20 protein-coding genes and 2 tRNA genes are annotated in these 15094 nt (G+C 71.1%); 9 read left to right on the top strand and 13 right to left on the bottom strand.

The window, feature by feature from the left end; genetic code table 11:
- The first annotated feature begins 21 nt into the window (after positions 1-21).
- Positions 22-1623 (top strand): sensor histidine kinase, encoded by a 1602-nt coding sequence (locus K933_RS14470; RefSeq protein WP_023395491.1) that lies wholly within the window; start codon positions 22-24, stop codon positions 1621-1623.
- Positions 1624-1685: 62 nt separating this feature from the next.
- Here K933_RS14470 and K933_RS14465 read toward each other — a convergent pair whose 3' ends face one another.
- A complete protein-coding gene (locus K933_RS14465; protein ID WP_023395490.1) occupies positions 1686-1907 on the bottom strand; it encodes a hypothetical protein in 222 nt (73 codons plus the stop codon).
- A gap of 2 nt (positions 1908-1909) precedes the next feature.
- Positions 1910-2977 (bottom strand): aldo/keto reductase, encoded by a 1068-nt coding sequence (locus K933_RS14460; RefSeq protein WP_023395489.1) that lies wholly within the window; start codon positions 2975-2977, stop codon positions 1910-1912.
- 256 nt (positions 2978-3233) lie between these two features.
- Here K933_RS14460 and K933_RS14455 point away from each other — a divergent pair, with 256 nt between their 5' ends.
- Together K933_RS14455 and K933_RS14450 are read left to right on the top strand one after the other, a co-directional pair.
- Entirely contained in the window at positions 3234-4151 is a 918-nt protein-coding gene (locus K933_RS14455; RefSeq protein WP_023395488.1) for an acyltransferase, read from the top strand.
- Positions 4152-4484: 333 nt separating this feature from the next.
- Positions 4485-5228 carry an Nmad3 family putative nucleotide modification protein gene (locus tag K933_RS14450; protein ID WP_023395487.1) on the top strand — a complete coding sequence of 248 codons (744 nt, stop codon included), beginning with the start codon at positions 4485-4487 and terminating at the stop codon, positions 5226-5228.
- A 114-nt stretch (positions 5229-5342) separates the two neighbouring features.
- On the opposite strand, the gene K933_RS14445 is transcribed toward K933_RS14450, so the two are convergent.
- From K933_RS14445 to K933_RS14435, 3 genes are all read right to left on the bottom strand, one after another.
- On the bottom strand, positions 5343-5858 hold the full coding sequence (locus tag K933_RS14445; protein ID WP_023395486.1) for a hypothetical protein: 516 nt from the start codon (positions 5856-5858) through the stop codon (positions 5343-5345).
- A gap of 101 nt (positions 5859-5959) precedes the next feature.
- Complete coding sequence (locus K933_RS14440) at positions 5960-6190, bottom strand: hypothetical protein (RefSeq protein WP_023395485.1); 231 nt, start codon at positions 6188-6190, stop codon at positions 5960-5962.
- A 187-nt stretch (positions 6191-6377) separates the two neighbouring features.
- A tRNA-Gly gene (locus tag K933_RS14435) sits at positions 6378-6448 on the bottom strand.
- A gap of 156 nt (positions 6449-6604) precedes the next feature.
- Between K933_RS14435 and K933_RS14430 the strand changes: the two genes are divergently transcribed.
- Entirely contained in the window at positions 6605-7462 is an 858-nt protein-coding gene (locus K933_RS14430) for an NAD+ synthase (RefSeq protein WP_023395484.1), read from the top strand.
- A gap of 92 nt (positions 7463-7554) precedes the next feature.
- Positions 7555-8217 carry a DUF7114 family protein gene (locus K933_RS14425; protein WP_023395483.1) on the top strand — a complete coding sequence of 221 codons (663 nt, stop codon included), beginning with the start codon at positions 7555-7557 and terminating at the stop codon, positions 8215-8217.
- Positions 8218-8265: 48 nt separating this feature from the next.
- Here K933_RS14425 and K933_RS14420 read toward each other — a convergent pair whose 3' ends face one another.
- Positions 8266-8634 carry a hypothetical protein gene (locus K933_RS14420; RefSeq protein ID WP_049947896.1) on the bottom strand — a complete coding sequence of 123 codons (369 nt, stop codon included), beginning with the start codon at positions 8632-8634 and terminating at the stop codon, positions 8266-8268.
- A gap of 181 nt (positions 8635-8815) precedes the next feature.
- Between K933_RS14420 and K933_RS14415 the strand changes: the two genes are divergently transcribed.
- The 3 genes from K933_RS14415 to K933_RS17535 all read left to right on the top strand — a co-directional run bounded on the left by K933_RS14415 (position 8816) and on the right by K933_RS17535 (position 9602).
- Positions 8816-8887, top strand: a tRNA-Thr gene (locus tag K933_RS14415).
- 335 nt (positions 8888-9222) lie between these two features.
- Positions 9223-9372 (top strand): type II toxin-antitoxin system HicB family antitoxin, encoded by a 150-nt coding sequence (locus K933_RS19570; RefSeq protein WP_345775620.1) that lies wholly within the window; start codon positions 9223-9225, stop codon positions 9370-9372.
- Positions 9354-9602 carry a type II toxin-antitoxin system HicA family toxin gene (locus K933_RS17535; RefSeq protein ID WP_023395481.1) on the top strand — a complete coding sequence of 83 codons (249 nt, stop codon included), beginning with the start codon at positions 9354-9356 and terminating at the stop codon, positions 9600-9602. The genes K933_RS19570 and K933_RS17535 overlap by 19 nt, the downstream gene beginning before the upstream one ends.
- A 367-nt stretch (positions 9603-9969) precedes the next feature.
- Here K933_RS17535 and K933_RS14405 read toward each other — a convergent pair whose 3' ends face one another.
- The 7 genes from K933_RS14405 to K933_RS14375 form a co-directional block, all read right to left on the bottom strand.
- Entirely contained in the window at positions 9970-10170 is a 201-nt protein-coding gene (locus tag K933_RS14405; protein WP_023395480.1) for a hypothetical protein, read from the bottom strand.
- Positions 10163-10288 (bottom strand): hypothetical protein, encoded by a 126-nt coding sequence (locus K933_RS19265; RefSeq protein ID WP_268744631.1) that lies wholly within the window; start codon positions 10286-10288, stop codon positions 10163-10165. Before K933_RS19265 ends, K933_RS14405 begins: the two co-directional genes overlap by 8 nt.
- 312 nt (positions 10289-10600) lie before the next feature.
- The gene (locus K933_RS14400; RefSeq protein ID WP_152529841.1) at positions 10601-10870 is read right to left on the bottom strand and encodes a hypothetical protein; all 270 of its coding nucleotides are present in this window, start codon (positions 10868-10870) and stop codon (positions 10601-10603) included.
- Positions 10871-11301: 431 nt separating this feature from the next.
- Positions 11302-12018, bottom strand: a complete 717-nt coding sequence (locus tag K933_RS14390) for a CehA/McbA family metallohydrolase (protein ID WP_023395477.1) — start codon at positions 12016-12018, stop codon at positions 11302-11304.
- Positions 12019-12238: 220 nt separating this feature from the next.
- Entirely contained in the window at positions 12239-12865 is a 627-nt protein-coding gene (locus tag K933_RS14385; protein ID WP_023395476.1) for a VOC family protein, read from the bottom strand.
- Between the two features lie 96 nt (positions 12866-12961).
- Positions 12962-13324: a cupin domain-containing protein gene (locus K933_RS14380; protein WP_023395475.1), complete on the bottom strand. Its 363-nt coding sequence runs from the start codon at positions 13322-13324 to the stop codon at positions 12962-12964.
- Between the two features lie 169 nt (positions 13325-13493).
- Positions 13494-14105 (bottom strand): hypothetical protein, encoded by a 612-nt coding sequence (locus tag K933_RS14375; RefSeq protein WP_023395474.1) that lies wholly within the window; start codon positions 14103-14105, stop codon positions 13494-13496.
- Positions 14106-14262: 157 nt separating this feature from the next.
- Between K933_RS14375 and K933_RS14370 the strand changes: the two genes are divergently transcribed.
- A complete protein-coding gene (locus K933_RS14370) occupies positions 14263-14913 on the top strand; it encodes a potassium channel family protein (RefSeq protein ID WP_023395473.1) in 651 nt (216 codons plus the stop codon).
- The last annotated feature ends 181 nt before the right edge of the window (positions 14914-15094 follow it).

The raw sequence follows: 15094 nt of genomic DNA, 5'->3' as shown, positions 1-15094 counted from the left end.
TCGTCGATTAACGGTGATCTGATGGACACCGGCAACGCCGCCCAGACAGACGCCGGTTGCCTCCGGTCGCTGTACGGGGCGACCCGCGAGCTGATGCGGGCCTCGACGCGGGAGGAGCTGTGCTGGGTGGCGGTCGACACCGCGGAGGACGTCCTCGGGCTCCCCCTGGTGGGAGCGTACCTCCACGAGGACGGCGAGGGGCTCACCCCGGTCGCGGCAACCGCCGCCGTCCGCGACCGGTTCGGCGAGGCGCCCACCTACCCGCACGGCGGGCTGGTGGAGACCGTCTACCGGAACGGTCGGACGTTCCGCGTCGACGGCGACGACCGCGCGGGGAGCGACGACGACGTCTGGTCGGGCGTCATCGTCCCCGTCGAAGGGTACGGCGTGCTCATCGCGGGCGGGGCCGAGCACCGCCCGCTGGACGACGAGTCGGTCGAACTGCTCGAACGTCTCGCCGACAACGCCGCGAGCGCGCTCGACCGGCTGGAGCGCGAACGCCGGCTCGACCGCCTCCACGAGGCGACGCGCGAACTCATGACCACCGACACCGCCTCGGTCGCCGCGGTGACGACCGACACCGCCCACGAGGTGTTGGGGCTATCTCGGAACGCGGTGTACCTCCTCGCGTCCGGCGGCGACCGGCTGGTCCCCGTGAGCGTGACCGCCGAGGCCCGGGAGCTGTTCGGCGGCGACGTGCCCGACATGGGTTCGGGGAGTCTCGGCTGGCGGGCGTTCCGGGCGGACGAGGTGGAGGTGTACGACGACGTCCACCGCGAGGACGACGTCGACCCCGGGGCGCCGGTCAGGAGCCAGATGGTCCTCCCGCTCGGCGACCACGGCGTCTTCGTCGCGGGCGCGCCCGACCCCGACGCGTTCAGCGAGTCGGACATCCGGCTGGCGCGCGTGCTCGCGGACAACGTCGAGGCGGCGCTCGACCGGGCGAAACAGGAGGAACTGTTGCGCGCCCGCGAGCGGGAACTCGCCAGGCAGAACGAGCGGCTCGAGGAGTTCGCCTCGGTCGTGAGCCACGACCTCCGCAACCCGCTCAACGTCGCGGAGGGGCGGCTCGAACTCGCCCGCCGGGACGGCGACGACAGCCCCCACCTCGACCAAGTGGCGGAGGCGCACGACCGGATGGAGGCGCTCATCGACGACCTGCTCGCGCTCGCGCGGAACGGCCGGTCGGTCGGCAGCACCGAACCGGTCGAACTCGGGCCGCTCGCGCGCGCAACGTGGGACGGTATCGACGGCGACGCCGACGCGACCCTCCGCACCGCCGACGACCTCGGCACCGTCGACGCCGACGAGTCGCGGCTGCGGGAACTGCTGGAGAACCTGTTCCGCAACGCCGTCGACCACGCGGGCGAGGGCGTGACGGTGACGGTGGGATCGACGGCCGACGGGTTCTACGTCGAAGACGACGGTCCCGGCATCCCGACGGAGACGCGCGAGGAGGTGTTCTCGCGGGGGTACACCACCGCCGACGACGGCACCGGGTTCGGGCTGGCCATCGTCCGCGACATCGCGGAGGCGCACGGCTGGCGCGTCTCCGCCAGCGACTGCGGCGACGGCGCGCGGTTCGTGGTCGACACCGACCCGACCTGTCCCGACGCCGAGTGAGAGCGGGACCGCGGCGCGGGCGGCCGGCGGGGCGCCGCACCGGCCACGTCGCGACCCGCCGGTCAGCGCCGGCGCAGGTAACCGACGACGCCGACGAGTCCGGTCGCGAGCGTCGCGGCCGCCCACGCTGGCCCGGACGGGTCGCGGTCGCGCGCGTCGATGTAGACGGCGGCCGCGAGGGTCGCGTGGACGGCGAGCGTCGCCGCGAGGAACGCGCGGGCGAGCCGTCGGGGGCGACTCGACTCGGCCGTCGAATCCGGCCGGGTTCGGGCGTCGGTCCCCACGCTCAGTCCGCCGGCTCCTCGCGCGGCAGGACGCCCGCCGCGCGGAGGTCGTCGTCGCCGACCGAACTCCGGTAGTCCTCGGGGTTCATCCCGTCGTCGCGGTCGACGCCGAAGTTCTCGGCGTACAGCTCCTCGACGCGGTCGACCTCCTCGTCGCTCAGCCGCGGCGTGTCGGGCGCGGCCGCCCACTCGTCGACGTCGTCGCGGGTGCGGAACGTGGGCGTGACCGACGCCACCTCGTCGTGACTGAGCAGCCACTGGATGGTCGCCTGACCCATCGTTCTCGCGCCGTCGCGTTCGAGGAATCGGAGCGCGTCGACCTTCTCCCAGCCCGTCTCGAACCACTGCTGGGGGCGGTGCGAGCGGTGGTCGCCCTCACCGAGTTCGGTGTCGGGAGTGACCTGCTCGTTGAGCAGCCCCGACGAGTGGGGGACGCGCGCGACGAGGCTGGTGTCGCTCCCCTCCTGACGGACGGTGTCGATGAAGTGCTGGCCGGGCGCCTGTTCGAGCAGGTTGAACACGGTCTGGACCACGTCGAAGTCGAGTTGGACCGCGCGGTCACCCTCGGCGAGCCAGCCGATGGACGGGCCGACTGCCCACCCGAGCGCGTCGTACAGCCCGTCGTCGCGCATCTCGTAGAGCGTTTCGAGCACCTCGTCGGTCACCTCGTCGACGTTCGCGTTGTGGAGGTACAGCACGTCGACGTACTCCATGTCGAGGCGATCGAGGCTATTCTCGACGGCGTCGCGGAGGTACGCCGGCGAGAGGTCCTTCGGGAGTTCGCCGTGACCCGCCTGCGGGTTGTCGTAGAAGTCGTAGCCCACCTTGGTGGCCACGGTGACCTCGTCGCGGTGTTCGGCGAGCGCCTCGCCGATCAACTCCTCCGAGCGCCCGTGGCCGTACACGTCGCCCGTGTCGAAGAACGTGACCCCCTGGTCGAGCGCGTACTCCACCATCTCGACGGACTCCTCGTCGCTCCGGTCGCCCCACCAGTCGGTGCCGACGACCCACGCGCCGAAGGCCACCTCGCTCACCTCGACGCCGGAATCACCGAGTTCGCGGTACTGCATGTCCCGGGGTCGGGACCCCGTGAACTTATGGGACGCGGTCCGTCCCACCGCGCGGGAGTCCGCGACGCCGGCGGCCGACCCGCCGTCGGACCCCCGGCGCCGGGCGCGTCGTCGCCGGAGCGGTCCGGTCGGTCGTCACCGGGGTGTGAGACCGCGCCTCCGAGATGGGACCGGCCGCGGTCGGTCGACGCGTTCGACCGGGCGGAGACGTTCGCCCATCCGAACCCATTTGGCCGCGCCCGGCCAACCCGTCGGCATGACCAAGCGTCACGTGTCCCTCCCGGCGGAGGCGGAGGAGGGGGTCACGGCCTTCATCGAGCAGGTGGACGAACGACTCTCCGGCGCGGAGGACACCTGCGAGGTGGTCCGCGACACGCTCGTGGACCTGTTCGGCGACCGTGACGCGTACGAGCGGTGGCGAGCGGGCGGCGACGTGACGCCCGCCGAGCGGGTTCGGCTCCAGGGGTACGACCCGTGTAACGCCACGCTGGAGTCGGAGTACTACGCCGAGAAGGACGAGGAGACGTTCACCCGGTCGAAACACCTCCAGTGGCTCTGGCGGCAGTTCGACGCGACGCCGATGGCCGACAACATCGCGTTCGCGCTGCGGTTCCGCCAGATGCTCGCGAACCACCTGTTCGCGGAGGCGGGCGACGGTCTCCGGCTGTTCAAGGGCATCACGTTCACCTACGGGCACAACATCGAGATGGGCGACAACGTGGTCGTCCACGACGACGTCCACCTCGACGACCGGGGAAAACTGACGGTAGGCGACCGGGTGTCCATCTCCGACGCCGCGCACGTGTTCAGCCACGACCACGACGTCGTCGACCAGACCGCCGTCGAGAACTACCACACGGTCATCGACGACGACGCGCGGGTCACGTACGACACGATGGTCCGCGCCGGGATGCGCGTCGGGAAGAACAGCGTCGTCGGCGCCAAGAGCGTCGTCCAGGGCGACGTGCCCGACCACCACATCGCGGTCGGGTCGCCCGCCAAGAGCGTGAAGGTGAAGCCGGGGTGGGAGGACGTGGCCGACCCCGTCGAGGACCGGCTGACCAACCGCGCGGCCGAGCGGAAACTGGAGCGTTCGGTCCCGGACGACGTCGACGTGTTCGACGAGTTCCAGCGCGACGTCGCGCCGCCGGGCGCGCGCGAAGCCGACGATTAGCGCGGGGCCGAGTAGAGCGAAGCGGTGAGGCCGCGGCACGCGACGGCGCGCTCTGGACCAAGCGCAGAGAAGGGAGTGACGCGACGGAGTACATCCCGGAGTCGGAGGCTCCCCCGCAGGCGCGCGCTCGCTCTCGGAGCGCGCGGACAGCAGGGCCCAGAGGCGTAGCGTTCCCCTCTCGGCCCCGGGCCGACCGCTCGTCCGGCGGTAGCTTCCTGAACCGCTCCGAGTCGCGTCCCGCATCGGTGTCGTCGTCGAAACGGCGTCCCGAACAGCCGCCGGTGTACCCCCACACCGGGTGGAGTTTTGCCGGTCGGGGCCTCACGGTCGAGCGTGCCCCGAGCCGTCGCCATCAACGTCGCCGCGAACACGAACCTCCCCGGCCGCCGGGGGCCGGTGTACGGCGACGGCTCGTTCGTCTACGTCCCGATCCCCGAACGGGAGCCCACCCGCGAACCCGCGGCGACGTACGCCGACCTCGGCCTCGGCGAGTACGTCCCCGACGACGCGGTCGACCTGCCGGTCCACCGCGACCCGGAGTTCGCCGGGGTTCACGGCGCCGAGCGCTACACCTACGGCGACCCCAACGGCGTGAAGGCCGGCCCGCTCTCGCGGCTCGACCCCGGCGACATCCTGCTGTTCTACGCGACGCTGAGCGTCCGCGCGGACGGTGACGCCGACGCGGCCGACTGGCTCCCCCCGGAGTGGGGCGCGTTCCTGATCGGCGCGTTCGAGGTGGCGGAGGCGGTGACCGGCGACGCGTACCGCCGCCTCGCCGCCGAGGAGCGCGAGCGGTTCGGGTCGAACGCGCACCTCCGCCGGGAGACGTTCGACGCCGCGGTGTTGGTCCGCGGCACCGACGGCTCGCGGCTGTTCGACCGCGCGGTGCCGCTGTCGACCCCCGAGGCGGGCGTGGAGGCGAACCGGCTGGTGACCGACCTCTCGAACGACTCCGGGGCGGGACCGTGGTGGCGGCGCGTCCTCCGGTACGACGCGAGCGCGACGGCACAGCTCCGGACGTATCTGGACCGCGACCCGTCGGCGTGGCTGGAGGGGGGCGGAGCCGGAGCCGAGTAGCGACGACGGGCGGGTAGGGACGACCCGGGCGAGGGAGACGACGCGCGGAGAGGAAGACGACGCACGGAGACGCGGAGACGGGCGGCGACCGGCGGGAGCGACCGGACGAGCGCGTCAGTCGTCGACGCGCGTCGCGAGCGGTTCGCGCGAGACGACCGAGACGACCGCCGCGCGCGCCAGTCCGCCGAACGTGCCGGCCGCGAGGAACACGCCGACGGACTGGAGCAAGTGGCTCGGCGCGGCGAACGAGACGACACCGACCGCGAGCAGGCCCGCGACGACCGCCAGCAGTTCCGTCCGCGGGGGCGCGCGCGGCCGGCGGCGGCGCTCGACGGCGACGCCGGTGACGACGCCGCCGAGCGTGAGCACGAGCGAACCGACCCGCAGGAACTCGAAAGCGGCGAGCATCACCCCGACGAGTGCGCCGAGCGTCGCCGCCGTCCCGAGCGCGAACGCGAGCAGGACCGACTCGCCGTTGGCCGACCAGTTGCCCGCCTCAGCGAGGCGTTCGAACAGTCGGGGGAGCAGGAGGCGGGCGCCACCGAACACGACGACGAACGGGACGACCAGGAGGAGCAGGCGGACGAGGAGTCCGACCGCCGCGTCGAGCGGGGACTGGAGCGGAAACATACCCGGAGGGACGGGCGTCGAACCTTAAACGGGTCGGTGCCGCGCCCGCGGCGGCCGACGCGGGGAGGGAACGAGACGGGGAGGGAAGCGGGGCCGCAACGCTACCCCCCTTCGTCGGTCCCGACGGGCGTGATGACGTAGACGGTGACCGCGTCGTCGGCCCGCACCGCGTCGACGAGTCGGAGCGACGTGGACGTGAAACTCCACCCCAGGTGGTCGTCGGTCGTCTCGCGTTCGACCGCCTCGACCGCGCTGGAGAGTTCCGAGTAGCGGTCGACGACGCGCACCGCGTCGGCCGTATCGTCGTACGCGTTGATTTCGAACTGACTCACGAGTCTAGGAACGGATCGGATCTGTTCGCGTTTAACTCAGGGGCAAGGGAGTGGTATCTAAGACCCGGATACATACCGTGTTCACCGGTCGCCCGACGCGCCGGTCACCCGACGCACCGCTCGTCCGGCCGTAACGCGCCCGACCGGATTCGGCGGCGCCGCTCGTCGGTACCGGTCGTCGCAGGAGTGCGCCGTCCGGGAATTGAACCCGGGCTATTAGCTTGGGAAGCTAATGTCCTACCACTGGACCAACGGCGCTCCCTTCGGTCGCTCGGCGGATCAACGGCGCTCGGTCGTTCCCCGTCGCGACACTTCAACTAATCGGTCCCCGGCGCCGGCGTCGAACTGGACGCGCGGTCACCGTTCCCCCGGCGGAGGGTGGCTATTAGTCCGTCGGCGCCGAACCCGCCGACGATGAGCGAAACGAGCGAGACGGGCGAGTCGGACGAGTCGGTCCTGCTGAGCGAGGAGCCGCCGCTCGACCTCCGGCTGTCGGGGTCGGAGTTGGAGGCGACGCGCGAACACCTCGTCGAGTTCGTCGCGTCGCAGGTCGACGCCGCCGGGGCGGACGGCGCGGTGCTCGGTCTCTCGGGCGGCATCGACTCGACGACGGTCGCGTACCTCGCGGTCGAGGCGCTCGGCGCCGACTCGGTCCACGGGCTGGTGATGCCCGGGAAGGTCAACACGGACGAGAACATGAGCGACGCCGAACGCGTCGCCGAGGACCTCGGCATCGAGTACGACGTGGTCGAGATCGAACCCATCGCGGAGTCCTTCTACGACGCGCTCCCGGGAGCCGCCGACGAGCACATGGCCGCGAGCAACGTCCGCGTGCGGGTGCGGGCGGTGCTCAACTACTTCGTCGCCAACGCCGAGTCGCTACTCGTGCTCGGGACGGGCAACTACAGCGAGGCGGCGACGGGGTACTTCACCAAGTACGGCGACGGCGCGGTCGACTGTCTCCCGCTCGGCAACCTCTACAAACAGCAGGTTCGCCAGCTCGCGAAACGGATGGGCGTCCCCCACGACCTGGTGATGAAGACGCCGTCGGCGGAGATGTGGACCGGCCAGACCGACGAGGAGGAGTTGGGGATGGACTACGACACGCTCGACGCGGTGCTCGCGCTCCACGTCGAGGGGCCGCTGTCGACGGCCGCGACCACCCGGTACGTCGACGTGACCGAAGACCAGGTCGAACGCGTCGAGCAGCTGTACGACGTGTCGAAACACAAGCGCGCGTTCCCGCCGGCGCCCGACGAGTTGCGACTGTAGCCCCCGTACGGGAGCGCCGACGGGCGGCGGCGTGGGGCGGAAGCGCGACCGATACCAAAGGCCTTTGCCGGAGCCGAGGCTAGGGAAAACCGATGGACGACGCCGAGCGGGTCCGGGAGGCAGCCGGCGAGGCGCTCGCCGACATCGAACCGACCCGCCTCCGGGGGGCGTTGACCGACCGGCTGGTCGACGCCGAGATGACGCCGGGCGTGTTGACGCTCGTGAGCGCCCGAGCGCTCGACCCGGAGACCGGCGTCGACGCTATCGGCGAACACGCCGCGGGCGTCCAACTCATCTACGAGGGCCTCCGTCTCACGCGCGGGCTGGCACGCGAGGAGCCGTGGAGCGGGGTCGACCTCGACGCCGCGGGGGACATCGACGCCGACCTCGACGTGCTCGCGGCGGACGTGTTCGTCGCGCGGGGGTTCTACCTGCTCGCGCGCACCGGCGCCGCCGAGAAAGCCGTCGACACGGTCCGCGCGTTCGGGCGCGACCAGACGCTCCGGCGCGACGCCGACGACGGCGAGGGGGCGGCGCTCGACCGCAACCTCGAAGCCGACGTACTGGAGCTCGCCGTCGTCACCGGGACGGCCGCCGTGGGCGCGCTCGCGCCCGCGGAACTGCTCACGTACGCCGCCGACCTCGCCCGCGACGGCGACGACCCGATGCCGCCCGAGCGCGCGCTCCCCGACTCCACGGCCGACCGGATCGCGGCGCTCGCGGAGGAGCGGGTCGCCTCGTCGGCTGACTCGTGAGCTTCGACGGACACGTGGGTCGGAAGCCGGTCGCGTCGCCGGAGTGGACTACTGTGCGAGTTCTAGCGCCTCGTCCTGGTCGCGCGCGAGTTCGATCGTCACGCCGGGCACCTCGTCGATGCGGCTACGCAGCGCGCGGTTCTTGATGTCGTCGGAGACGATGATCCACTGTGTGATCCCGAACTCGCTGCCGACGTGCGCCGCCTCCTGCGCCCGCGAGAACACGTCGCTGTGGAGCGGCGACTCCATGCGGAGCACCGACACGTGCGTGTCGACGGCGGGCCGGTTCGCCAACTCCTCGAACCGCTCGTTGACCGCCGCGAACGTCTCGTCGTCGAGGTCCATGCCCGCCGGGAAGTCCGCCACGAGCGCGTTCCCCTCGACGTACAACTGCCACTGCTGCTGGGCGTTCGTCATCGACAGTTATCGGGTTAGACGTGGTAAATACCTAGTCGTCAAAATATCTCGACTGGTACTCGGGGTGGTGGGTTCCCGGGGAATGGAGCGGATGGGCGGCGCAGGCGCGCCGTGGCGCGTTTTGCCACGGGAGATTCGGATCGAAACGCCTAAAGACGAATCGGGCAAAGCAGGGGTACGCGCCTGGGTAGCTTAGCGGTAAAGCGCGTCCTTGGTAAGGACGAGAGCCCGGGTTCAAATCCCGGCCTAGGCTCTTTCTGCCGTACGCGCCTTGTACGAACACATTAACTCGCAGACAGCGGTGGGATAGACCCAAAGTCGGCCGGAATGTATCCCGTCAGAGACACTACGGACGTTACTAATTCATACTCGTGGAGGGTGGGCGAAGGGTAGTCAGGAATGTGATAGCCCGACCTCGGTGCGACGAGAGACGGGAGGAGGATTCGTCGGATTTAGCCCTCGGTCGTCGTCGGTGTGACCCTCACCGATCGCGACCGAACCCTTATCCCGGAATCCGCACGGGTTGTTCGTATGAGTACCGGGCGCGAAATCCGACTCATCGAGGAAGACGACGGCTAGTAGTCGGCCATCGACGAAGAAACGGAAGTCGCGAGTCAGGGGGCGACGCGGCGCGAGGCACTCGCCAACCTCGATGAAGCGGTCGAGCTGACCGAGGAAGCGCAGGACGACGACACTCCCGCTCCGGAACCGGACGCGCCGTGGTTCGAGTCCTCGTAGGTGGTCTTACGCGACTTTTCGGTGAGGATATCGTCAACGTCCTTCGGACGTTCGGCTATCGACACGACCGGACGCGGGGCGACCACGTGATTCCGAAGTACACGCACCCCCAAACCGGCGAAAAGCGTACTGTCACCGTCCCACTTCACGACCGCGTTCGTGTGGGATCGCTCCAGAGCATCGCGGAGCAAGCGGGGCGAACGACTTCCACGAGTGGTGCCGGTGGATAGACGAGCATCGGTGAACTCGTGTTCGTTCAGTTTCCCCACAACCACATCACTGATAGCCCACAGAGGAGACGGCGGTAGAGTCTGGTTCCCCGTATCGACGAGGCGAGAACGAGATGAGCCTCTCGACAGCGTCCAACGGTCCGCTGGTTCGGGTCGGCCTGTACCTACTCGTATTTTGACCGACCGTCGGATACTACGTGCACGCTGACTCGGAGAAACGCGAAGTCTCCAACCTGCGACTCCACGGTGTCGTCCTCGGGTTCTCGGGTATCCTCGGAGCGCTCGTTCACTCGGATGTCGTCCAACGACGGGACTGATCGCTCTCGTCGTGTTCGGCCCATCCCGATGAACGGACCGTCCGGGTGGACTACTCCTCGGTGACGGCTCCCTCGGACCCCTCCTCGCCGTAGTACTTCCGCAGGCGCGCGAGCGCCCCCTCGACCGTCTTGCGGTACTCCCGGCCGCCGTCGGCGTCCGCCGGGCGGATACCGGTGCCGTTCGCGCCGGGAGCGTCGCCGGCGGCGCTGCCGGGGTCGTCGTCGTCCGAGGGTGCTCGCCCGTCAGGCATTCGCACCCACCGTCTCCCGGTCGACCGGGGGCGAGACCACCCGGTCGTCGTCGCGTTCGACGTACGGCTCGTCCGCGAACCGGGCGGCGGCGTCCTTCACCTCTTCCAGAAAACTCATTCGTGAGTTGATAATCGTCCCGGGACCACCCGCCGAGATATATGATCGTCCGGAACCGTGCCGATCCTCGGTCGACTCCCCGCACCACTCGGGTTCGGCGGCGAACCTACCGAGAGCCCCCGAAGTTTCGTAGCGACGTGACGGGTCCCACGAGCCGGTGACCCGTCTCCCCGAACGGAGTACGACGTGGAGCTGCGGCTCCCGGTGTGGCGTGACGGAAAAACGACGCGCGACCCGGACGAAACGTGGAGACACGGTCCCGCGCGGGGACCGGTGGGAACCCGAGTGAGCCCTGCGAGGAAGCCAGCGACGTCAGTCCGTCCGGTGTCCGCTCCCGACCGCGATCCCGACCGCGTTCACCGCGAGCAGTCCGAGGAAGGCGAGGGCGTGTTCGCCGGCGAACCCCGTCGCCAGGAGCGGGAGGTAGCTCAGCGGGAGGAGGGCCGCGACCCAGAACGCCGTCGCCCGCACGGAGGCGGTGAAGCCGGAGGCGATTCCGCCGATCGCGTGACGGACGATGGGGACGGTCTGGCTCGTGGACGACACGAGGCGGGTCGGGAGGGGTGTTTCGGACGTGGACATCGTGACTGGCTCCACTCCTCCGTACAGGCCACGACACCGTATAAGGTGCAATTCGTTGGCGGGTGTTCGGTCGAATTTGCCCGCGAAACCCGTGTGAACCGACGTAGAGTGACGTTTCACGAACGTTTCAGAGACCGCGAAAACATTTACGAGCGTTTCTGCGGCGGTTTCGCCGTTCCGGGCGAACCGCCGGCGAGGAGGGTCGGCCGCCGCCCGTTCCACCGGTTCAGGTGACCACTGCGGGGTCGCACGTCTCGCGCGCGGTCACGCGCCGGATTCCGACCCGGAGTCCGAGTCCGCACCCGTCGGGGTTCGCCGGGTGGTCCGCCTCGAACGGTCGGTCGCGCCGGCCGGACGAGACGCCGGCGCGGTCGCTGGCGACGGAGCAGTCGTCGGAACGGTCGCCGAACGGTCCGCGGCGGGGCACCGGGTCACCGGAGCGTCGGGGTGTGTCGCCGGACCGCCCACCCGGCCTTCCGCCCCGCGCCGGCGAGGTAGTGGCGGGCGCTCCGCACCAGCGGCTGGCGGCGGCCGTGGATCGACGCGCTCCCCGCCCGGAGCGCGCGGACCACGTCGTTCCCGTCGAGTGTCGCCTTCGAGTCGGCGGCCGGGACCGTCAGGTCCGTGTACGCGCGGCCGAGGAACATCGCCGAGTGGGCGTCGCTCGCGGCGACACCGGGGTAGTCGCGGTTCCGCGCGAACCGCTTGGCGCGGCGGTTCTGGTAGCCCGTGAACACCCACGAGTTGTACACCTCGACCGCGTCGCAGTCGGTGAGCCGGCGCTTCCGAACGCCGTGTCGCGTCCGCTGGAACGGGTGCGGGACCACGGCCGCACCCCCCAGGTCGCGCACCTCGGTGACCGTCTCCGCGAACGAGCGGTGGGGTTCGGGGCGCTCCTCGACCCCGATGGCGAGCAGGTGCCCCGCCGCGGTCGACACCTCGACGCCGGGGATCCCGACCAGCCCGTAGTCGGCGGCCAGTTCCGCCGCCCGGAGCGACTCGTCGATCCGGTCGTGGTCGGTGACGACGATCCCGTCGAGACCGATCTCGCTCGCCTGTTCGAGGAGGAGTTCGACGGGTTCGTGGCCGTCGTACGAGCCCTCCGAGTGGACGTGCGGGTCGATGCTGACCGTCACCTCGTCGGCCATCGCTACGGCTCCCCTACCGGTTCGTCGTACCAGTCGTTCCGGCTCCGACACCTCGTCGCCGCCCGCTGGCTCTCCGCTCGCGCGTCCCCCTTCGGTAGCACGATGCCACAGCTACGGCGGCCGCGCATATAGGTACTGGGTGGCTGTCGCGCGGTAGCGGCGCCGTACGCTCGCCGTCGGGCCACGCTCCCCGATGCCGCCGACGGGACCGCCCGCGACCTCACTCGGAGATGCCCGTTCCGGTCGCCGCGTCGGGCACGTCCGCGCGTTCGGCGGGCAGACCGAGTTCCTCGAGCGCCGCCTGCATCTGCTCGTCGTCGACGTACTCCGCGCCCGCGTCGACGCGCTTCGCCTGCGCGAGCGCGAGCACCTCCCCCCGGCGGTCGTCGGGTATCTCGTACTTGTCGACGACGAGTTCGATCGTCAGGCCGTTGTGGTCGCGGGTGTACAGCGAGTGGAACGCGCCGCGGTCGAACTCGCTGTACCCGTAGCCGTCGGCCCGGAGCGACTCCTTGATCTCCTCCAACTCGCCGGCCTCGATCTGAAACGCGAGGTGGTGGACGCCGCCGACGCCGACCCGCTGGGGACCCTCGTGGGAGTCGCGGTTGTCCTCGACGAAGAACGTCAAGATTCGGCCGTCGCCCGTGTCGAAGAACAGGTGGGTGACGTCGGGGGCGTCGAGGTTGGGCTGGCGCAACACCAGCGACATCCCCAACACGTCGCGGTAGAACTCGATCGTGTCCGCCTCGTTGCTCCCGATGAGCGTGACGTGGTCGGTGCCGGTGACGTGGAAGGCGCTGTCCGGTCGGTCGGCGGTGACGGGCGCTCGCTCGTCGTCGCTGCTCATACCCGACCGGAGGGCGCCGAGCCACTTAGCCGGGCAGGAGACATCGGTGTCACCGGGCGCGAGCGCGGGCGACCGGGGGGCGCGGGGCGCGGCCGATCACAGTCGCTCGACGTCGCGGGTCCGCTCGCCGCCCGCGTCGCCGGTGTTGGTCGTCCCCGACGGCTCGAACAGCGCGACCTTCGCGGGCGACCGGGCGACCGGGCGGTGTTCGATCCCCGCGGGTACCACCAGCAACTCGCCGGGACCGAGCGTCTCCGTCGCCTCCTCGCGGAACTCCACGTCGAGCGGGCCGCCCTCGAGCACCCAGAACAGTTCGTCCGCGTCGTCGTGGGCGTGCCAGACGAACTCGCCGTCGAGTCGGGCGAGTTTGAGCGCCTGTCCGTTGAGCTCCGCCGCCAGCCGCGGCGCCCACGTCTCCTCGAACGAGTCGAACGCCGCGTCGACCGAGAGTTTCTCCACGACGGACGGAGGGGCCGGGGCGGCAAAACACCCGTCGGTCCGGCGGTCCGACGCAAACTGCGCGGAGCCGAGCGGGAGGAGACCCGCGCCGACGGGCCGCGCGTTCCGAGTCGCCGTTCCTCTCCGACCGGCGTGTCGCCGTCCTAGTCCGTCGCCGCGCCGGACGCCCCTACCGCAGGTCCTCGATCAGCGTCTCGGGGATCAGCCGGAGCAGGCGCGGCGGGAGCCGGCGGACGAGTCGCTCGCCGCCGTCGACCATCGCCTTCCGGCCCGCGGTGTAAACTCCCGAGACGCCGACCAGTCCGACGACCGCCCAGCGCGCGGGACCGTCGAGCGCCGCGAACGCCGGGAGCGCGAGCGCCAACCCCAACAGGAAGTCCTCGGGCGCGCCGTCGTAGCGGACCCACCGCCGCGGGGCGACCCACCGGCGCCGGACGTGGTCGTACACCCCGCGGTCGGAGGTGGCCTCCCACGGCCGCAGTTCGAGTCCGCCGCCGAGCGCGTCGGAGGCGGCGTGGAGCGCGGCCGCGGCCGAGAACGCCGCCGCCGCGACGGTCGCCGTCCCCGGAGCCGCCCACGCGAGCGCCGCCGCGACGGCCGCGAACGCGGCGAACACCACGGGGAAGTGGAGCGTCCGGCGGTGTGCCCACAGCAAGTCAAGGTCGGGCGCCGCGCCGCCGAGCGCGCCCGCGAGCAGCACCGCCGGCCCGGCCTCCGGGACGACGGCGAGCGCCCCCATCCCGACCAGCACGCCCGCGAGAGCGTGCGTCGTCGCCATCATGCGAGTCGGTAGGCGGTCGGCGGCGATAAACCCCGCGCGGCGGCTCTCGGCCCGCGCGAGCGAGTCGCGCGTCCGGTTCGTCCGGCCCGTCCGGCCGACTCGGGGGAGCGTTGCGACCGTGCGCAGCTTTTTGGTACGTCATGTCATACCGAGGAGTATGCGTCTCATCGTCGTCGGAGCCGGACGGGTGGGGTCGCGGACGGCCCGCGTGCTGGTCGAGGAGGGCCACGACGTGGTCGTGGTCGACGACGACCCCGACCGGGTCGAACGCGCCCGGAGCCGGGGGTTCGACGTGGTCGCGGGCGACGGCGCCAGCGACGACACGCTCCGGGATGCGGGCGTCGAGGGGGCCGACGCCGTCGGCGGGCTGACGGGCGACCCGGACGTGAACTTCGATATCTGCATGGCCGCCAAGGAGTACGGCTGCCGGACCGTGATGCGCATCTCCGAGGACTTCCGCGCGGAGGTGTACGACGAGTACGAGCGCGCGGTCGACGAGGTGGTCTACCCCGAACGGCTGGGTGCGGTCGGCGCGAAGACGGCGCTGCTCGGCGGGAACTTCAACGCCATCGGCGACCTGACCGAGCGACTCCACCTCGTCGCGCTCACCGTCCCCGAGGGGGCGCCGGTGGTCGGCCAGTCGGTCAACGACATCTCGGTCGACGGCGCGCGGGTGTACGCTCACGGCCGCGAGCGGGAGGAACTCGTCATCCCGATGCCGGGGACGGTGGTCGACGCCGCCGACAGGCTGGCGCTCCTGGTCGAGACGGACCGCGCGGACGAGGTGCGGACGGCGCTGTTGGGCTGAGCGGGCGGCGCGGCCGGGCGCCCGACGGACGGCGGTCGACGCCCCGCGGGCGCGGGAACGACCCGCGCGGGACCGGGAACCGTCCCGGTCGGCCGGGCGAGCGGGTCGGGGGAGCGAACGGCCGGGGGAACGAAACGTGGGGTGTGCCGGACGCGCGGCGAGCCGGGGTCCGCGTCGCACG

It is taken from the genome of Candidatus Halobonum tyrrellensis G22 (assembly GCF_000495475.1).
Lineage (GTDB): Archaea > Halobacteriota > Halobacteria > Halobacteriales > Haloferacaceae > Halobonum > Halobonum tyrrellense.
This window is presented reverse-complemented; position numbering and strand designations above follow the sequence as displayed.